At 36.3% G+C, this 17091-nt stretch carries 15 protein-coding genes; 11 read left to right on the top strand and 4 right to left on the bottom strand.

Translation table 11 applies throughout. The annotated features are described in order from the left end of the window. The first annotated feature begins 26 nt into the window (after positions 1–26). From COL05_RS14805 to COL05_RS31385, 7 genes are all read left to right on the top strand, one after another. Positions 27–1202: an amidohydrolase gene (locus tag COL05_RS14805; RefSeq protein ID WP_098669167.1), complete on the top strand. Its 1176-nt coding sequence runs from the start codon at positions 27–29 to the stop codon at positions 1200–1202. 1 nt (position 1203) lies between these two features. Further along, positions 1204–1401, top strand: a complete 198-nt coding sequence (locus COL05_RS14810; RefSeq protein ID WP_098669168.1) for a DUF3311 domain-containing protein — start codon at positions 1204–1206, stop codon at positions 1399–1401. Next, complete coding sequence (locus COL05_RS14815) at positions 1398–2870, top strand: sodium:solute symporter family protein (RefSeq protein WP_098669169.1); 1473 nt, start codon at positions 1398–1400, stop codon at positions 2868–2870. Before COL05_RS14810 ends, COL05_RS14815 begins: the two co-directional genes overlap by 4 nt. Positions 2871–3014: 144 nt before the next feature. Further along, complete coding sequence (gerLA, locus tag COL05_RS14820; RefSeq protein WP_098669181.1) at positions 3015–4451, top strand: spore germination protein GerLA; 1437 nt, start codon at positions 3015–3017, stop codon at positions 4449–4451. Continuing rightward, a complete protein-coding gene (gene gerLB / locus COL05_RS14825; RefSeq protein WP_098669170.1) occupies positions 4452–5576 on the top strand; it encodes a spore germination protein GerLB in 1125 nt (374 codons plus the stop codon). Beyond that, on the top strand, positions 5560–6726 hold the full coding sequence (locus COL05_RS14830; RefSeq protein ID WP_142337507.1) for a Ger(x)C family spore germination protein: 1167 nt from the start codon (positions 5560–5562) through the stop codon (positions 6724–6726). Before gerLB ends, COL05_RS14830 begins: the two co-directional genes overlap by 17 nt. Before the next feature lie 11 nt (positions 6727–6737). Next, positions 6738–6875, top strand: a complete 138-nt coding sequence (locus COL05_RS31385; RefSeq protein ID WP_061658275.1) for a hypothetical protein — start codon at positions 6738–6740, stop codon at positions 6873–6875. 61 nt (positions 6876–6936) lie between these two features. On the opposite strand, the gene COL05_RS14840 is transcribed toward COL05_RS31385, so the two are convergent. From COL05_RS14840 to COL05_RS14850, 3 genes are read right to left on the bottom strand one after another with little or no spacing between them, the layout of a single operon-like run. After that, positions 6937–8337, bottom strand: a complete 1401-nt coding sequence (locus COL05_RS14840; protein ID WP_098669172.1) for a nucleoside recognition domain-containing protein — start codon at positions 8335–8337, stop codon at positions 6937–6939. Further along, a complete protein-coding gene (locus tag COL05_RS14845; RefSeq protein WP_098669173.1) occupies positions 8315–9037 on the bottom strand; it encodes a FeoB small GTPase domain-containing protein in 723 nt (240 codons plus the stop codon). The genes COL05_RS14840 and COL05_RS14845 overlap by 23 nt, the downstream gene beginning before the upstream one ends. Beyond that, positions 9034–9291 carry a FeoA family protein gene (locus COL05_RS14850; RefSeq protein ID WP_098669174.1) on the bottom strand — a complete coding sequence of 86 codons (258 nt, stop codon included), beginning with the start codon at positions 9289–9291 and terminating at the stop codon, positions 9034–9036. The genes COL05_RS14845 and COL05_RS14850 overlap by 4 nt, the downstream gene beginning before the upstream one ends. A gap of 512 nt (positions 9292–9803) precedes the next feature. Here COL05_RS14850 and COL05_RS14855 point away from each other — a divergent pair. The 4 genes from COL05_RS14855 to COL05_RS14870 all read left to right on the top strand — a co-directional run bounded on the left by COL05_RS14855 (position 9804) and on the right by COL05_RS14870 (position 13235). Next, the gene (locus tag COL05_RS14855) at positions 9804–10703 is read left to right on the top strand and encodes a phosphate ABC transporter substrate-binding protein PstS (protein ID WP_142337508.1); all 900 of its coding nucleotides are present in this window, start codon (positions 9804–9806) and stop codon (positions 10701–10703) included. 70 nt (positions 10704–10773) lie between these two features. Then, on the top strand, positions 10774–11664 hold the full coding sequence (pstC, locus tag COL05_RS14860) for a phosphate ABC transporter permease subunit PstC (protein WP_074607438.1): 891 nt from the start codon (positions 10774–10776) through the stop codon (positions 11662–11664). A gap of 2 nt (positions 11665–11666) precedes the next feature. Further along, entirely contained in the window at positions 11667–12587 is a 921-nt protein-coding gene (gene pstA, locus COL05_RS14865; RefSeq protein ID WP_098669176.1) for a phosphate ABC transporter permease PstA, read from the top strand. A gap of 123 nt (positions 12588–12710) precedes the next feature. Further along, positions 12711–13235: a P-loop nucleotide/nucleoside kinase family protein gene (locus tag COL05_RS14870; RefSeq protein WP_098669177.1), complete on the top strand. Its 525-nt coding sequence runs from the start codon at positions 12711–12713 to the stop codon at positions 13233–13235. A 42-nt stretch (positions 13236–13277) separates the two neighbouring features. On the opposite strand, the gene COL05_RS14875 is transcribed toward COL05_RS14870, so the two are convergent. Next, positions 13278–16322, bottom strand: a complete 3045-nt coding sequence (locus tag COL05_RS14875) for an efflux RND transporter permease subunit (RefSeq protein WP_098669178.1) — start codon at positions 16320–16322, stop codon at positions 13278–13280. Positions 16323–17091 lie beyond the last annotated feature (769 nt).

The following is a 17091-nucleotide window of genomic DNA, read 5'->3' on the forward strand; positions in this document are numbered from 1 at the left end:
ACTTGGTGAAGAAGGGGAGAAGAGAAATGGATGTAGCGAAGGAACTAGTTGTATCAAAAAATCAATTGATTGAGTGGAGAAGGCATTTTCATAAGTATCCAGAGTTATCTTTTCAAGAAGAAAAAACATCACAGTTTGTATTCGACATACTTCGGAAAATCCCACATTTAGAAGTGTCAAGACCTACTAAATATAGTGTAATGGCAAGGTTAATTGGTAAGCAGCCTGGTAAAACCATCGCGGTTCGTGCTGACATGGATGCTCTTCCTATTCATGAAGAAAATGAGTTTGATTTTATTTCTACATACCCAGGTGTGATGCATGCATGTGGCCATGATGGGCATATAGCGATATTACTTGGAGTTGTACATAAGTTAGTAGAGGAAAGAGAGAAGGTTAAGGGGGAGATTCGTTTTCTCTTCCAACATGCAGAAGAAAACTTTCCTGGCGGTGCAGAGGAAATGGTTGCAGCGGGTGTAATGGAAGGTGTGGATTATATTATTGGTGCTCACCTTTGGGCATCGTTACAGGTGGGGAAAATAGGTGTAATTTATGGTCCGGCAATGGCTGCCCCGGATGTTTTTAAAATTACAATAGAAGGAAAAGGTGGACATGCTGGAATCCCTCATGAAACGGTTGATAGTATTGCAATCGGTACACAAGTTGTTTCGCAACTTCAGCAAATTGTATCTCGCCTCACGAACCCGTTAGATTCCCTTGTAGTATCTGTTACGCAGTTTCATGCTGGGACAACCCATAATGTGATTCCAGAACAAGCGGAGATTGAAGGGACAGTGCGGAGTTTAAGACATGAGTTACGAGAAGAAACAGAAAAACGGATTGAACAGATCGTGAAGCATGTGACGGAAGCTTACGGAGCGAAATATACATTTTCTTATGAATATGGATATCGCCCTGTCGTAAATGATTATGAGGTTACAGAGATTATTGAGCAAACAGCATTACAACTTTATGGAAGAGAAAGAGTTACTCGTTTACAGCCGACGATGGCTGGGGAAGATTTTTCAGCGTTTTTACAAAAGGCACCGGGGACATTCTTTTTTATTGGAGCAGGAAATAAAGAGAAAGGAATTATATATCCTCACCATCACCCTCGTTTTACGATTGATGAAGATGCATTACCAATTGGCGTGGAAGTCTTTGTATCGTCCATTATGAATTTCATAAGTAAAGGAGAATGAGATGAAGAAAATACATCTATTAGCGCTTATTCCAGTTTTTTGTTTAGTTATTGGGCCCGTATTTGCTAATTCAGTTACTCCTTACATATTAGGGATGCCATTTTTATTATTTTGGATATTATTATCGGTGCTCATTGCGTCTCTTTGTATGGGGATTGTGTACGTATTTGATCCTGCGAATAGGGGGGATGTAAAATGACCGCATTACTTATCATTATTTTATTTTTGTTTCTTGCACTATTTTTAGGAATTCGAGCGCAACATGGAAAAGATATGAATTTAGAGCAATGGTCAGTTGGAGGAAGAGGATTTGGCACTATTTTTGTTTTTCTTCTTATGGCAGGTGAAATTTATACGACCTTCACATTTTTAGGCGGAAGTGGCTGGGCGTATAGTAAAGGAGCCCCTACTTTCTATATTTTAGGTTATGGCGCATTAGCTTATATTTTATCTTACTTTTTATTACCACCAGTTTGGAAGTATGCGAAAGAGCATAATCTTGTTTCGCAGCCGGATTTTTTTGTGAAGAAATATAAGAGTCAGACACTTGGCATAATCGTTTCTATCATTGGGGTCATTTCGATTATCCCATACCTTGTTTTACAGTTAAAAGGGTTGGGGATTATCGTATCGGAAGCATCTTATGGAAGGGTATCACCAGTTATTGCAGTGTGGATTGGTGCAATTGTCATAACGATATATGTAATGGTTTCAGGTATACACGGCTCTGCTTGGACGGCCGCTTTGAAGGATATTATGATACTGTTTATCGTTATGTTTTTAGGTATATATTTACCGTACCATTATTACGGAGGATTTCAGCCGATGTTTGAAGCAGTAGAAGCAACGAAACCAGGTTTTTTATCTTTGCCTGATGAAGGAATGAGCATTTCTTGGTTTGTTTCTACTATTGTACTAACAGCTCTCGGTTTCTATATGTGGCCTCATACATTCGCTTCTGCTTTCTCTGCCAAAAACGAAAACGTATTTCGTAAAAATGCAGCAATTATGCCACTGTATTCTTTAGTTTTACTTTTCGTATTTTTTGCAGGATTTGCTGCTATACTGCAGGTTCCAGGGTTAAAGGGAGGGGATGTAGACCTTTCGTTATTCCGTCTCGCTCTTCAAACTTTTGATCCGTGGTTTATTGGGATTATTGGTAGTGCTGGAGTTTTAACCGCATTAGTTCCGGGTTCCATGCTTGTCATGGCCGCTTCTACATTATTAGCGAAAAATATTTACCGAACAATGGTCCCATCTGCTTCGGATCGACAAGTTGCAAAAGCTGCGAAATTATTTGTTCCTGTAGTAACGCTTGTAGCTGTTTTGTTCACTTTTAAAGGTGGAGAAACGATAGGAGCACTTCTTTTAATGGGATATAGTATAGTGACACAGCTTTTCCCTGCACTTGTATGTAGTTTGTTTCCACGTCAAGTTATTACGAAACAAGGGGCAATTGCAGGAATGGGAATTGGGTTGTTAGTAGTCGCATATATTACTTTATCTGGTTCAACTATAGCTACGACGTTTCCAAGTTTTCCTCAATATATAAAAGATTTAAATGTAGGTATAGTCGCATTGTTAATGAATATGCTTGTAATGTTTATCGTTAGTGGATTCACGAAAAATGTGTCTGTAAAAGCAGACAATATAATAGTAGAAAAGTAATCCGTGAACTAGAGCTATCTTTGAAAAGAGATAGCTCTTTTTTGTATATATTTTCTTTTATTAGCGGAATCTAACTAAAAACTTGTTGAAAAGGAAGTTAGGTGGGGGATTTTGTTAGAGCTAAAAGGTAACTTATTTGAAGTTATGAAAGAAATTAGGGAGGAGTTAGGTTCGCCTAATGATTTAACAATTAGGGAAGTGGCCCTTGCTGGTAGTTTTACACGCTGTGCTGTTATTTTTTTATGTGGGTTAACAGATAAGGATAATGTTTATAAATATGTAGTTCGTACACTTCAATATGAAGAAGTACAAAATGAAGCAGCTGTCGTTCAGACGTTATTGGATCGTTTTATTTCTATTGCGGAAGTTGGTAAGAAGACAACATTTCCCGATATTATAAATGCGATTTTAGCGGGAGATACCATTATATTAATTGATAATATTCAAACCGCTATTGTGATTAATAGTAGAGCTTGGGAAAAAAGAAGTTTAGAACCACCAGTAACAGAAGATTTAATACGTGGACCGAGGATTGGATTAAATGAAGATATTAACGTGAATAAAATGTTAATTCGCCGTAGTTTACGTGACCCAAAGCTGAGGTTTCAATCTTATATTATGGGGAAGAGATCCCAAAAAGAAGTGACGTTAGTATATATAGAAGACATTATTAATCCGTACATTGTAAAAGAGCTGGATCGGCGTCTTCAATCCATAGTGACAGATGTCGTTTTTGAGACGGGTACGATTGAGCAATTAATTCAAGATAATAATTTGTCGCCGTTTCCACAGTTTTTGAATACGGAAAGACCTGATAATATTGTGGCTTCATTAGCGAAAGGGAAGGCGGCTATTTTAGTGGATGGATCACCGTTCGCCCTTATAGCTCCGCTAGTATTTGTTGATATTTTTCAATCTGTGGAAGACCATTATGAGCGTTGGGTCATTGGGACTTTATTAAGAATTTTGCGGATGGGTTCGGGTATAGTTGCAATTTTAATGCCAGCGATGTATGTAGCTCTCGTATCATATCATCAAGGGCTTATTCCTTCTAAACTGGCTTATTCAATTGCTGGGGCAAGGGAAGGTGTTCCGTTTCCCGCCTATATAGAAACGTTAATGATGGCATTAACGATGGAGTTAATACGAGAAGCAGGAATTAGGTTGCCGAAACCAATGGGACAAACAATTGGGATTGTAGGTGGTCTTGTAATCGGAGAAGCAGCGGTGAACGCAGGAATTGTAAATCCATTTTTAGTGATTATTATTGCGGTTACAGCTATTGCTACCTTTTCTCTCCCTGTATATAGCATTACGATTACGTTTCGTATTTTACTTTTCGTCTTTGTGTTAGCAGCAACTGCTTTTGGTTTGTATGGAATTATTTTAGCGCTTATTGCACTTGCTGTTCATATTACAAATTTAACAAGTGTTGGTGTACCATATACAACTCCAATTGCTCCTGCCTTTTATAAAGACTGGAAAGAAGAGTTTATTCGTATGCCAAAATCAATGCTGAAAGAGAGACCGGAATATTTACAAACGAAAGATTCTACAGTACGTCCAAAGGAGCGAGAATAATTGAAACCATTTGAGTATGGCGATGAAGAAATTGGATCTCGGGAAATTGGGTTTGCGGTATCATCAACCATTATTGGTATAGGCGCATTATCTATGCCGAGGGATATTGCCAACCAAACTTTATTTTCAGATGGTTGGATTATTTTGCTTTTGGGTGGATTGGTATGTGCAGTTTTAGGGTGGTTTGTAACGAGGGTAGCTATTTTATTCCCGAAACAAAACTTTGTTCAATATACAAGTGCGCATTTGACAAAGCCTGTTGCGTACACGATTAGTAGCATTTTAGTATTAACGTTTGCTGCTTTGACAGCATATGAATCGCGAATGATTTCAATTATTTCTCAAACGTATTTATTTAGTGAGACACCGATACAACTACTGTCTTTCTTCTTTTTACTAGTTGTTATTTACGGAATAGCAGGATCAAGAGCGGCCTTATTACGGTTAAATGTTCTATTTTTACCTATTGTTTTAATTGCGATAGTGCTTCTTTCTTTATTGAATATAAATTTAATGGAAATAAATAATTTACTACCAGCTTTTCAAACGGAAGTAAATGAATATGCTGTTGGAGTTAAAAATTCTATTTTTACGTTTATTGGATTTGAAGTAGCTCTGTTTTATGCGGTGCTGTTAAACGATAAGACGGCGAAAAAAGCACCAATGGCAGTTGCAAAAGCTGTGATGGTAAACGTGTTGGCATACATTTTAATTTATGTAACTTGTATTAGTGTTTTTACGTATATGACAACACGTGGATTGACATATCCAACAATTGAATTAGGGAAAGAAATTGAAATTGGTGGGGGGTTTTTAGAGAGGTTCGATGCGATTTTTTTTACAACTTGGATTATTACTATTTATAACACGACAGCCATGTATTACGACGTCGCATCTTTATTGTTTTGTGCTATGTTTCCGAAAGTAAAGAAACATATTTTCATTTTTGTAAGTGCCCCTATTATTTTTATGGTGAATATGGTACCGAGTAGTTTGAAGACTTTATCGAGTTATGGGACTTATTTAGCTTGGATAGATATGGGGTTTGTTGTGTTAGCGCCTTTGCTTGTTTTAATTGTATATAAAATAAAAAGAAGGAATGGTGGAAATGAGGCACCTTCTTAAATTTATAATAGTTATGCTTGTAGTTGGATTTATGAGTGGGTGTTCTGAGTTAGAGGAGATAGAAGAAAGGGGATTTGTAGTAGGTGCAGCCTATGATATCGTGAAAAAAAAGCAGGCGAATCCAATTATGAAAGGAACGTATCAGATGGTACTTCCGAGTAAGCTAGCGCAGCAGGGTGGACAAGGTGATGGAGATGGCGAGAATTATATTAATGTTAGTGCGAAAGCAGATAGTGTGTTTGAACAAGTAAGAATAATCGCAAAAAAAATTAGTCGTACACTATTTTTTCCGCATATACAAGTTATTATTTTTTCTGAAGAATTACTTTCACAACCATATATTTTACAAAATACGTTAGATCTATATATTCGTGATCATGAGATGAGAAGAAATATTCGTTTGTTCATTTCTAAGAAAGATGCAGAAGCTATTTTAAAGCAAAGTGCCAAGCCTGAAAATTTACCGGCACAGTATATTGATATGTTAGCTGAACATCCCCCGAAAAATGCCCAAATGATTGAGGCTGCAAGAATTGGTGAGGTTCAGGAAAAGATGATTTCCAATCGGAGTTTTGTATTACCTATTCTTGAACTAACAAAGCAAGGGGTACAAATGAACGGGGCAGCGTTGTTTCGTGGGAAGGATAATAAGTGTGTAGGTAGTTTGAATGGGGAAGAAACATTGGGGATGAATTATATAATAGGTAAAAAAATTGGAGGTTTTTTTACCATCCGCAAAAAGAATCAACTGATTACATATGAAATCCATAAGGTGCGTCGGAAAATTAAAGTATCTACAACGAATGCTGAAAAACCAAAGTTTAATATTCATTTATATCTAGAAGGTATATTGGCTGAGTTGCACTTTAGTGACCATAAAAAGGTTTTGAACGAAAAGCATTTAGAGAAAGATATATCGGAAGAAATGGAGAAGCGCATTCAAAAATCGATTAAGCTTGTTCAAAAAAAATATAAGGTAGATGTATTGGAACTAGGAGAGGTATATAAGCGGCATAATTATAAAGAGTGGAAAAAAATAAGTAAGAACTGGGATCAAGGTGAAAATTACTTTAGTGATGCTGAAATTACTGTTCATGTTCATCCAACAATTGAACATTCAGGTTCGGCATTACCAAAGAGAGTGAAATAAGGTGATATCATTTGTTTACGGGATTAGGAATTAGCTGCACGATATTAATGGCAGTTCTTCCAGGAGCCATATACTTTATTCATAAGAAACTCACAATGTATGGAGCGCAGCCTTGGAATACTGATGCGCAAAAAAAGAAACCTGAATAAGATTCAGGTTTCTCTCGTGCAAAGCAAACGAAGGGGGATACCTTCTATGTATGCTTTGCTTTTATACAAGCCCTAACCAGTGTACCAATTGTGTAGAGAGGAATGTAACAACAATGGCGATAACGGTAGGGATTGCAAACGATAAGAATGTCCATTTTGCACTTTTTGTTTCTTTATATATGTTAACCAGTGTTGTTCCACATGGGAAATGAAGAAGTGAGAACAACATTGTGTTTAACGCTGTTAACCAAGTCCAACCATTTTCTAAGAATAGATTTTTAATTTGATTAAAATCATCTATTTCAGTTAAAGCTCCAGTTGATAAATAAGACATTAATAAAATCGGGATAACAATTTCATTCGCTGGTAGTCCAAGAATGAACGCAGCTAGAATAAAACCGTCAAGTCCTAACATTTTAGCAAATGGATCTAGGAAGTTTACAAAATACATAAGTAAGCTTGTGTCACCGATAAAAATATTAGCAAGTAACCAAGTTAATGCAGCCGCAGGGGCAGCTACAACTACAGCTCTTTTTAAAACGTAGACTGATTTATCAAGTGTTGCACGCACAATTGTATTCCAAACCTTCGGCTTACGATACGGCGGTAACTCAAGTGTGTAGTGAGTGGGAACACCTTTTAAAGCTGTTTTAGATAGTACCCAAGAAACGGTTAATGTCATAATAATACCGATTACAACCATTCCAACTACAACGCCAGCAGTAACTAATGTTTGCATACTACCTGTATAACCAGCGGCCATAAATAATGAAGCCATTAAAATTAACATAGGCCAGCGACCGTTACAAGGAACGAAGTTGTTTGTTAAGATTGCAAGCATACGTTCACGTGGTGATTCAATAATACGTGTTGACATGATGGCTGCTGCATTACAACCAAAGCCCATTGCCATTGTTAAAGATTGTTTGCCATGTGCACCAGAGCGTTTAAATAAGCGGTCCATATTAAACGCAACGCGTGGTAAGTATCCGTAGTTTTCTAATAGTGCGAACATCGGGAAAAAGATAGCCATAGGTGGTAACATGACGCTAATAACAGCACCGATACCGCGGAATAAGCCAAGTATTAAAATGCCATGTAACCATTCAGGTGCATGTGCTGCTTGGAACCAAGATGTTAAATATCCTTCGGCCCATCCGAAAAACTCAGCAATCATATCAGATGGTACGTTAGCACCAGCGATTGTAAGATAAAAAATGATAGATAAAATACCGAGCATAATTGGAAATCCCCATATTGGAGAGGTGAAAATTTTATCTAGTTTTTCAGAACGATACAATTTATCAGTATTTGTATATTGAACAGATTCTTTACATATGCTTGCAGATGTTCGGTAAATATCTCCGACAATATCATCACGTATATCTTCTTTTGATAGTGTTTGCGCATGTTGAATAATATTGTCCAATGGAAGAGCTTTACTGGCTGAGTGAGATTCCATTTATTACGACCTCCCTTACAAGTGGTTCATTATGGTGTTTTTGGAGTGTAGTTAAGAAGTTTTTATCTCCATCTAATATACGTAACGCGATCCAACGTGCTGGATACGTATCACCGAACACTTTATAAATTTGTGGTTCTAATTCCTGAATCATACTTTCGATTTTTTCGCTGTAAGAAATTTTAATTGGTGTTGGAATTAGCTTTTTGTTTGCTACTTTAGCAATGACGCTTAGTAAATGACCGATGCCAACTCGGTTACGAGCTGAAATCTTAACTACAGGTACACCAAGTGATTTTGCTAATTTCTTTTCATCGATAACGATGCCTTTTTTCTCAGCTTCATCAATTAAGTTAATACAAATGACTACGTTACTCGTCATTTCCATCACTTGAAGTGCTAAATTTAAATTTCTTTCCATTGCAGTTGCATCTACAACGACTACAGTTACTTCTGGTTTTTCAAATATAATATAATCCCTTGCTACTTCTTCATCCGCAGAGTTTGAATATAGTGAGTAAGTTCCAGGTAAATCTATTAATGTATATTTACTTCCGTTATGTTCATATTCCCCTTCAGCTTTTAAAACAGTTTTTCCCGTCCAGTTTCCAGTATGTTGTTTTAAGCCTGTTAAAGTATTAAATAATGTACTTTTCCCGGTATTCGGGTTACCAGCTAAAGCAATGCGATGTTTACTCATCTGAAATCATCTCCTATTAATACCCCGAAAATAAGGGAACTTTCTTCTTTGCGTAGTGCAATAGTTGTATTGCTTACTTGATAAGCGACCGGATCTCCGAGTGGACTGCGCTGTAATACTTTAATTGTTGCCCCAGGGATAAATCCTAAATCTAATAAACGTCGTTTCATAGTTCCTTCTAATTGTATCTTCTCAATTTCTACAAACTCTCCTGTTCTAAATTCGGAAAGTGGTTTTGTATTAGCCGATACCATAAAAGTTACCTCATCTCTATATTTTTAGTTTAAGTTTAAAAAGTTTCCTTAGGTAAACTTTTTGTTAGTAATATAGTAGACTACATTGGATGATGCTGTCAATTGGTACTTTAAAAATATTCATTTATTTTTAGAATTGTTCCAATTTATTTAGTTGTACTAAAAAATATTACTGAAATTCTGTGTAATTTACATAAATTAGGCGCGTAAAAGTAACAAAATACAGTGGAATTGTAAATGTAACTTTAACTAAAAGGAAAAAAGAGTAAAAAACATTTACATTGAATTTACATTGTTAAGAATAAATTTACATTACAGCTTAATTAGTGTGGATTTTGTTGGGTTCTTCAACTATAAATGTTGGGATTCCTAGTTTTTAAGGGTTATTATCGTCATTTACTTAAAATTAAAAATTGCTTAACACTCACATAATATTATTGTCCTACAATGAATTTGTGTTCGAAAGAAGTAGATAAATGTGAAAAGTGATAATCCAAATGGGGGTACAAGACATGGTTATGAAAAAGGGTATTAAATTTTCTTTAGCAGCTTTAGTGGTAGCGGGTTCATTAGTGGGATGTGGAAAAGCAGAAGAGACATCAGGTAAAGATGCTAAAGGAAGCGATAATGCAAAACAAGAATTGTCAGGTACGATAGCAGCTGCAGGCTCTACAGCACTTCAACCTCTTGCAGAGGAGGCTGGAAAGAAATTTATGGAGAAAAATTCAAACGTTTCTATTCAAGTGCAAGGTGGCGGTAGTGGAACTGGAATTAACCAAGTAGCTTCTGGTGCAGTCCAAATTGGTAACTCGGATGTTCCATCTGCAGATAAAATAAAAGATGCTGATAAGGCGAAAGAATTAGTAGATAACAAGGTAGCGGGTATTGCATTCGCACTTGTCGTAAATAAAGATGTAAAAGTTGATAATTTAACAGTACAACAAGTACAAGATATTTTTACTGGGAAAGTAACAAACTGGAAAGAAGTAGGCGGGAAAGATGAAAAAATCAACGTAATTAATCGTCCAGCTTCTTCTGGTACACGTGCTACATTCGAAAAAACAATTATGAAAGACGCGAAAATTAATGATGGAACTGGTACTACACAAGATTCTAACGGTGCAGTAGAACAAGCGATTAACTCTACTCCAGGTTCAGTAAGTTATTTAGCAATGTCTTACATGGTTGGTGAGAAAAAAGGTGCACTACAAACAGTGAAAATTGATGGTTCTGAACCAAAAGTTGAAAACATTGCATCTGGTAAATATCCATTCTGGTCTTACGAGTACATGGTAACGAAAGGTGAGGCAAAAGAAGCAACAAAAGCTTACATTGACTATGTAAAAGGTAAAGATTTTGAAAAGCAAGTAGAAGATATGGGTTATATTCCAATGTCTAAATTAAATAAGTAATAAAATTTATGGGGCTGGCTGCAAGGCCAGTCCTGTTCATTTCAATTTATGAAGTGGGGTCTGTCCTGTGATGAAGGGGAAAAAACAAATTAATTACGTGAAAAGTGAATATATAGGAAGATCACTTGTTACGTTTTGTGGTATTTTTATTGTTTTAGTTACATTAGCTATTATTGCGTTTATTTGTGGTAAAGGAATTCAATCTTTTACGCAAAGTGGTATCTCGTTTACTGAGATGTTAACATCGACAAAATGGAGTCCAAATGCTGATGAGGGAACTTTCGGGGCTGTAATTTTCATTGTAGGTTCAACGGTGGTTTCGTTAGGTGCGGTTATTATTAGTGCGCCAATTGCTATAGCTCTTGCTATATTCATGAATTTAATTTCGCCGAAGTTTGGAAATAAAGTATTGAAGCCTGTTTTAGAATTATTAGTTGGTATTCCTTCAGTTGTATACGGATTATTAGGGGTTACGATTTTAGTGCCGCTATTACGTGATTCGTTTGGAGGAGTAGGGTTTAGTTTAATTGCAGGTATTGTTGTATTAAGTATTATGATTCTACCTACTATTGCTAGTATCGCTTCTGATGCAATACGCTCTGTTCCATTTGATTATTTAGAAGCTTCTTATGGTTTAGGATCAACGAAATGGCAAGCGATTAGTCGAGTGATTGTTCCTGCTGCGAAAAAAGGGATTTTAACAGGTGTTGTTTTAGGTTTAGCGCGTGCTTTTGGTGAAGCATTAGCCGTTCAAATGGTAATTGGGAATACGGTTAAATTACCAGAAGGAATATATAGTCCGACAGCAACGTTAACTGGTATTTTGACAATGGACATGACAAATACATTAAACGGAACTGCTTGGAACAATGCGCTATGGACTTTAGCAATGATTTTACTTGTTATTTCATTTCTGTTTATTTTAGTAATTCGAGCAATTGGGCAAAGAGGTGAGCGATAATAATGAATGCAAGAACGGTAAATAAAGTTTGGACAGGTATCTTTTATGCGGTAGCGGCTTTAGTTGTAGCTTTGCTAGTGTTTTTAGTATTTGAGATTTTACAAAAGGGATGGGGTTTTTGGGATCCTAGTTTCTTGTTTGGAGAACCAAGTAATACAAGAGCTGGTGGTGGGATTGGTCCGCAGTTATTCAATTCATTCTATATGCTTGTTATAACGCTTATTATATCTATTCCCCTTGGATTAGGTGCTGGAATATATTTAGCAGAGTATGCAAAACAAGGACGTTTTTTAAACTTTGTTCGTTTATGTATTGAGACAATGGCATCTTTACCTTCTATTGTTGTTGGTTTATTCGGTTTGTTAGTGTTCGTTACAATGACAGGATGGGGATACACAGTAATGGGTGGTGCCCTTGCTTTAACGATTTTAAACTTACCAGGTTTAACACGTGTTTGTGAAAATGCGATTTCAGAAGTTCCTGCTAATGTGAAAGAGGCGAGCCTTGGGTTAGGTGCAACAAAGTGGCAAACGATTACTCATATTATTATCCCTTCGTCATTACCGCAAATTATTACAGGTGTTATTTTAGCGGCAGGTCGTATATTTGGTGAAGCAGCGGCATTAATTTACACAGCGGGTTTAACATCTCCAATTTTAAATTCAGCAGCGGACTTCTCAAGTCCTGCTCATCCTTTAAATCCATTTAGACCAGCTGAAACGTTAGCGGTTCACATTTGGAAGTTAAATTCTGAAGGGATTATCCCGGATGCGAAGTTAATTGCAACAAAATCTGCAGCTGTATTAATTATTATGGTATTGCTATTCAATGTTATTTCACGCCTAGTAGCATCTATATTGCACAAACGTTTTACAGGAGCGAAAAGAAAAAGTAAAACGACGAAGAAGGTAAAAGCAGCATAAATGATAAAGAGGAACTCTCTATTTATAAGTAGGGAGTTCCTTTTGCGTTTTAATATAGAAGGAATGGAAGTAACGGGAATTGAATTATATAGATGAACAGGTGCAAATGAAGGGGTGGAGGAATTGTTTTTTCTGCAAATGTCAGGATTTCCTGGATCGGGAAAATCGACAGTTTCTAAGTATATAGCGAAGTTAACAGGTGCTGTAATTGTAGATCATGACGTTTTGAAATCGGCATTGTTACAATCGTTAGAAATGAAAGGGATTGAATCGACGGTTGTTGGAGGAGTATCATACGATGTTGAATGGGCATTGATTGATTCTTATTTAGACCAAGGGCATAGTGTGATATTGGATAGTCCATGTTTGTATGAAGGGATGGTTGAAAAGGGAATGAAACTGTCTAATAAACATGGTATAAAATATAAATATATCGAATGTTATCTTAATGATATGGAAGAGATTAATAATAGGCTGCAAACACGTAAGCGTATGGTCAGTCAGGTTGGACGAGTGGATTCCGAAGTAGCTTTTAAAAAGTGGTTAGATGGTAGTAAAAGACCTTTACATAGTGAATATCTTATTGTGGATTCTAGTGAACCGCTAGAGCGGTATGTGGAAAAAATGATGGATTATATGAGCAGGTAGAGAAAAAGCGTTATCTTCATTCATGAAGATAACGCTTTTCTTTTAAATGTCAGGTGTTTCTGTAGAAGTGCTTATTTTTCTACGAGAGCGTCTTTTTCTCCCGATTTTATCTAATAGTTCATACATAACTGGAACGACTACTAATGTAAGAACGGTTGAGACTGCTAAACCACCAATAACAACGACGGCAAGACTTTTTGATACCATGCTTCCGGCTTGCGATTGACCAAATAGAAGTGGTAGCATAGCGACGATTGTCGTTATAGCTGTCATAATAATTGGACGTAATCTAGTAGATCCTGCTTCTAGTAAGGCTTCTCTTGTTTCCATTCCGTGTTCCCGATTCTGTTGCACTCTTTCTATTAATACGATAGCGTTTGTAACGACAATCCCAATTAACATTAATGCGCCGATCAAGGAATTTACATCAACAGGTGTTCCTGAAATGATTAATCCTAAAATACCGCCGACAGCAGCTAATGGCAAGGAGAACAAAATTGCAAAAGGAGCGCGCGCCTGTCCGAAGGTGATAACCATAATTAAATATACAATCCCGATTGCAATCCCCATAATCTTGAATAAATCGGTAAAATTCTCTTGCATAGATTCAGTTGCACCTGCAATAGTTACTTTCGCACCGCTAGGTAAATCTAAGTTAGCTATCACTTCGTTTACTTCTTTGCTTACTTTACTTAAATCTTCATTTGAGGCCTCGGCAGTTATTTGAATCGTTTCTTTTCCGTCTTTATGGAAGACTTCTGTTTGCAGTTGCTTTTCTGAAATAGTTGCAATGTCTTTTAAAGGAATTGTTCCATTGATAGGTGATAGTATGTTTGTGTTTAAAATGTCTTCTTGTTTTGTAATGTTTACTGTTTTGTGTTCTATCATAATAGTTGTTTTTTCGTCATTGATTGAAACTTCACCAATAGGTGATTTCTTCATAAGGAATGCTACTTGTTGTGCTGCTAATTCTGGTGTTAATCCTAATTGTTCGGCCTTTGTTTGATCGACATGGATTTGCCATTCTTTCTTAGAGTCTTCTAAATTCGTTTTTACTTTAGAGAGAGCACTTATATCTTTTAGCTTTTTTTCTACGATAGTAGCAGCCTCTTTTAATTTTGTTTCGTTAGCGGCTGTTACGTTAAATTGTAAACTGTTCCCGCCGCCAGAGCTTGAATAACTCATTTTTATATAATCAAGCTCAGCGGGTTCAAAAGTTTTATGTTCTTTTTTTAACTCTTTAATATATTGATCGATATCAGAACCTTTTTTGAAGACTACTAATATACTTGCGAGATTATTTTTGGTCGTTTGCCCCCATTGTGCATCTTCTGCGCTAGATCCCATTCGTAAAATAACATCCGTTACATCCGAATTAGAAAGTAGCTTCTTTTCGAAATCAAATGCTTTTTGTTGTTTTGTTTCAGGAGCGTAATCAGCTGGGAAAGTCATGTTAATAGATAACATTGTGTCGTCTTCAGATTTTATATTCGCTTTCGGTAGTAATACATAGGCAGCGATCGATCCTGCGAATAATAAAAAAGAAGTAAGTAGAATAATGAATTTATGTGAAAGGGCCCACTTTAATGTAGCGACATATCTTGGTGAAGAACTTGGTTTTTTATGTTTTGTTTTTTTGAGTAGTAAAAAAGCCATAAGTGGAACAACTGTTAATGCAACGATTAAGGATGACAATATAGAATATACAACCGCTAATACCATAGGTAACATTAATTTTCCGATTACTCCTGATACGAGACCGATAGGTAAGAAAACGGCAACCGTTGTTAAAGTAGAAGAAGTAATTGCGACGGCGACCTCTTTCGTTGCATCAAGAATAATATCTTTAGAGAAAGATTCTTTTTGTAAACGACGGAAAATATTCTCAATGACAACGATGCTATCATCGACGAGACGTCCAACTGCAACCGCTAAACCACCAAGCGTTAGTGTGTTAAGTGTGATGTTAGATTGGTGTAGTAAAAAGAGAGTTAATAAAATAGATAATGGAATACTGACAACAGCGATGAGTGTCGTTCGGAAGTTACGTAAAAAGATTAAAATAATTAGAGTTGCAGCAATTGCTCCAAGGATTACTTCTTTTCCCATACTAGTAACAGCATTTTCAACTTGCTCATGAGTTGATGCTAAAAGTTTAATAGAAAACTGGTCTTTATATTGTTTACTTATATCGTTGATTTTTTTATCGATTTCTTTTCCGATTGCAACTGCATTTTTACTTGGCTCTTTCATGATGATTAATCCGGTGCCTTCTTCTCCATTTATATGTGAGATTGTATCGTAATGTTGTTTAAGTTCAATTTGAGCAACATCTTGCAATTTCACTTGAGGTGCAACGGTCATGTTTTTAATATCATCTACATTTTTTATATCCCCAATGACGCGAAGGTTATATTCTTCTTTATTAACGGTAACGGCTCCAGCTGGAGTGGACGTTTCTTTTCCTTGTAAAACTTTTAATATTTGCTCGGTTGTTACATTTTTATCTTTTAATTGGTTTGGGTCTAGTATGATAGATAATTCTGAAGCTGATTTTCCGAAAAACATAACGTTGGCAACACCGTCAATGCTTTCAAGCTGTGGTATGATTTCTTTTTCGATTTGTTTTTCATCTGCTTTTGAAAATCCGTTTTGCTTTTGGATCGCAATTTGAGCGAGTGGAATCATAGAAGTATTTAACTGGCTTACTACGGGTTTCGTTGCATCTTTAGGTAATTTAATTGTATTAATGACTTTTTCAACTTCGCGTGCTGCATCTTTCATATTTGCTTTTGATGTATATGTGATATCGATGCGTGATAAACCTTCATGCGTAGAAGAGGTGATGGTGTCGACTTGTTCAAAGTTTCGAAATTGTTTTTCTAGGGGATCAGTTACTTCTTTCGTCATTGCTTCAGCGTCGAGTCCTGGAGATAAGGTTGTGACAGTGACTGCAGGATTATCGATGCTAGGTAAAAACTCCATAGGTAATTTAGAGCCGGAATAAACGCCAAGTATGGAAATGAGAAAAACCATGATGATAACAGCGGCGCGGTTTTTTAATGAAAACTTCGTTAACCTATCCATAAAGTAATTCCTCCATTGGTTTATTTATAGTTGAGTACGTCCTTTCTTACTATATAACAAAAAATGGATATTTTTCATTAATTAAATGTAAAAAAATTCTAACAATAATCTTAAACTAATGTTTTTTTTGGAATTTCGTTGTTTATTCTGTTATTGGCTGAGCGATAAGACTCTCGTTTCGCAATTCGGTTAGAGGGATATTTGTAGAAACAGGATCCGTTAAGAATCCCCAGGAAGAACAAAACCAAAAATCAGCATATTCTCTTTATCCCGCATGCAGAGTAAGACTCCCATCTCAAAATTCAGCGAAAGTAAAGAAGTTAGGTGGGAGGTCAACTGCTCACAAAAGCCCGATTGGTGCGGGCTAATAATCAGTGGGGATGAAGAAAAATCCCGCTGAATAAAGTTTCGCTTTATTAGAAAGTGAACACGCTGATTAGAGAGGGGAGATTATGGACTTTAATATAGAAGAGAATGGGTTTATAAAATGCGGTTTAGTCAATTAGAGTGTATGGGTGTACAATTTTAAATGGCTGTTTTCTGTAGAGAGGATAAGGTGTTTTTATATAAAAGAAAGTAGGTTGGATATTTTTTGATGTTTTTTTAAAAAAACACTTGTTATTTAAAAAACATGATGGTATATTAATAAACGTCGCTGATGCGGAAACGCAGAAAACGACAAAAAAGAAATTTTAAAACTTAGTTGACATCGAAAAATGAAGATGTTAATATGATGAAGTCGCTTCTGAAGCGGCAGACAAGTTCTTTG

It is taken from the genome of Bacillus sp. AFS059628 (assembly GCF_002571225.1).
In the GTDB taxonomy this organism is placed as follows: domain Bacteria; phylum Bacillota; class Bacilli; order Bacillales; family Bacillaceae_G; genus Bacillus_A.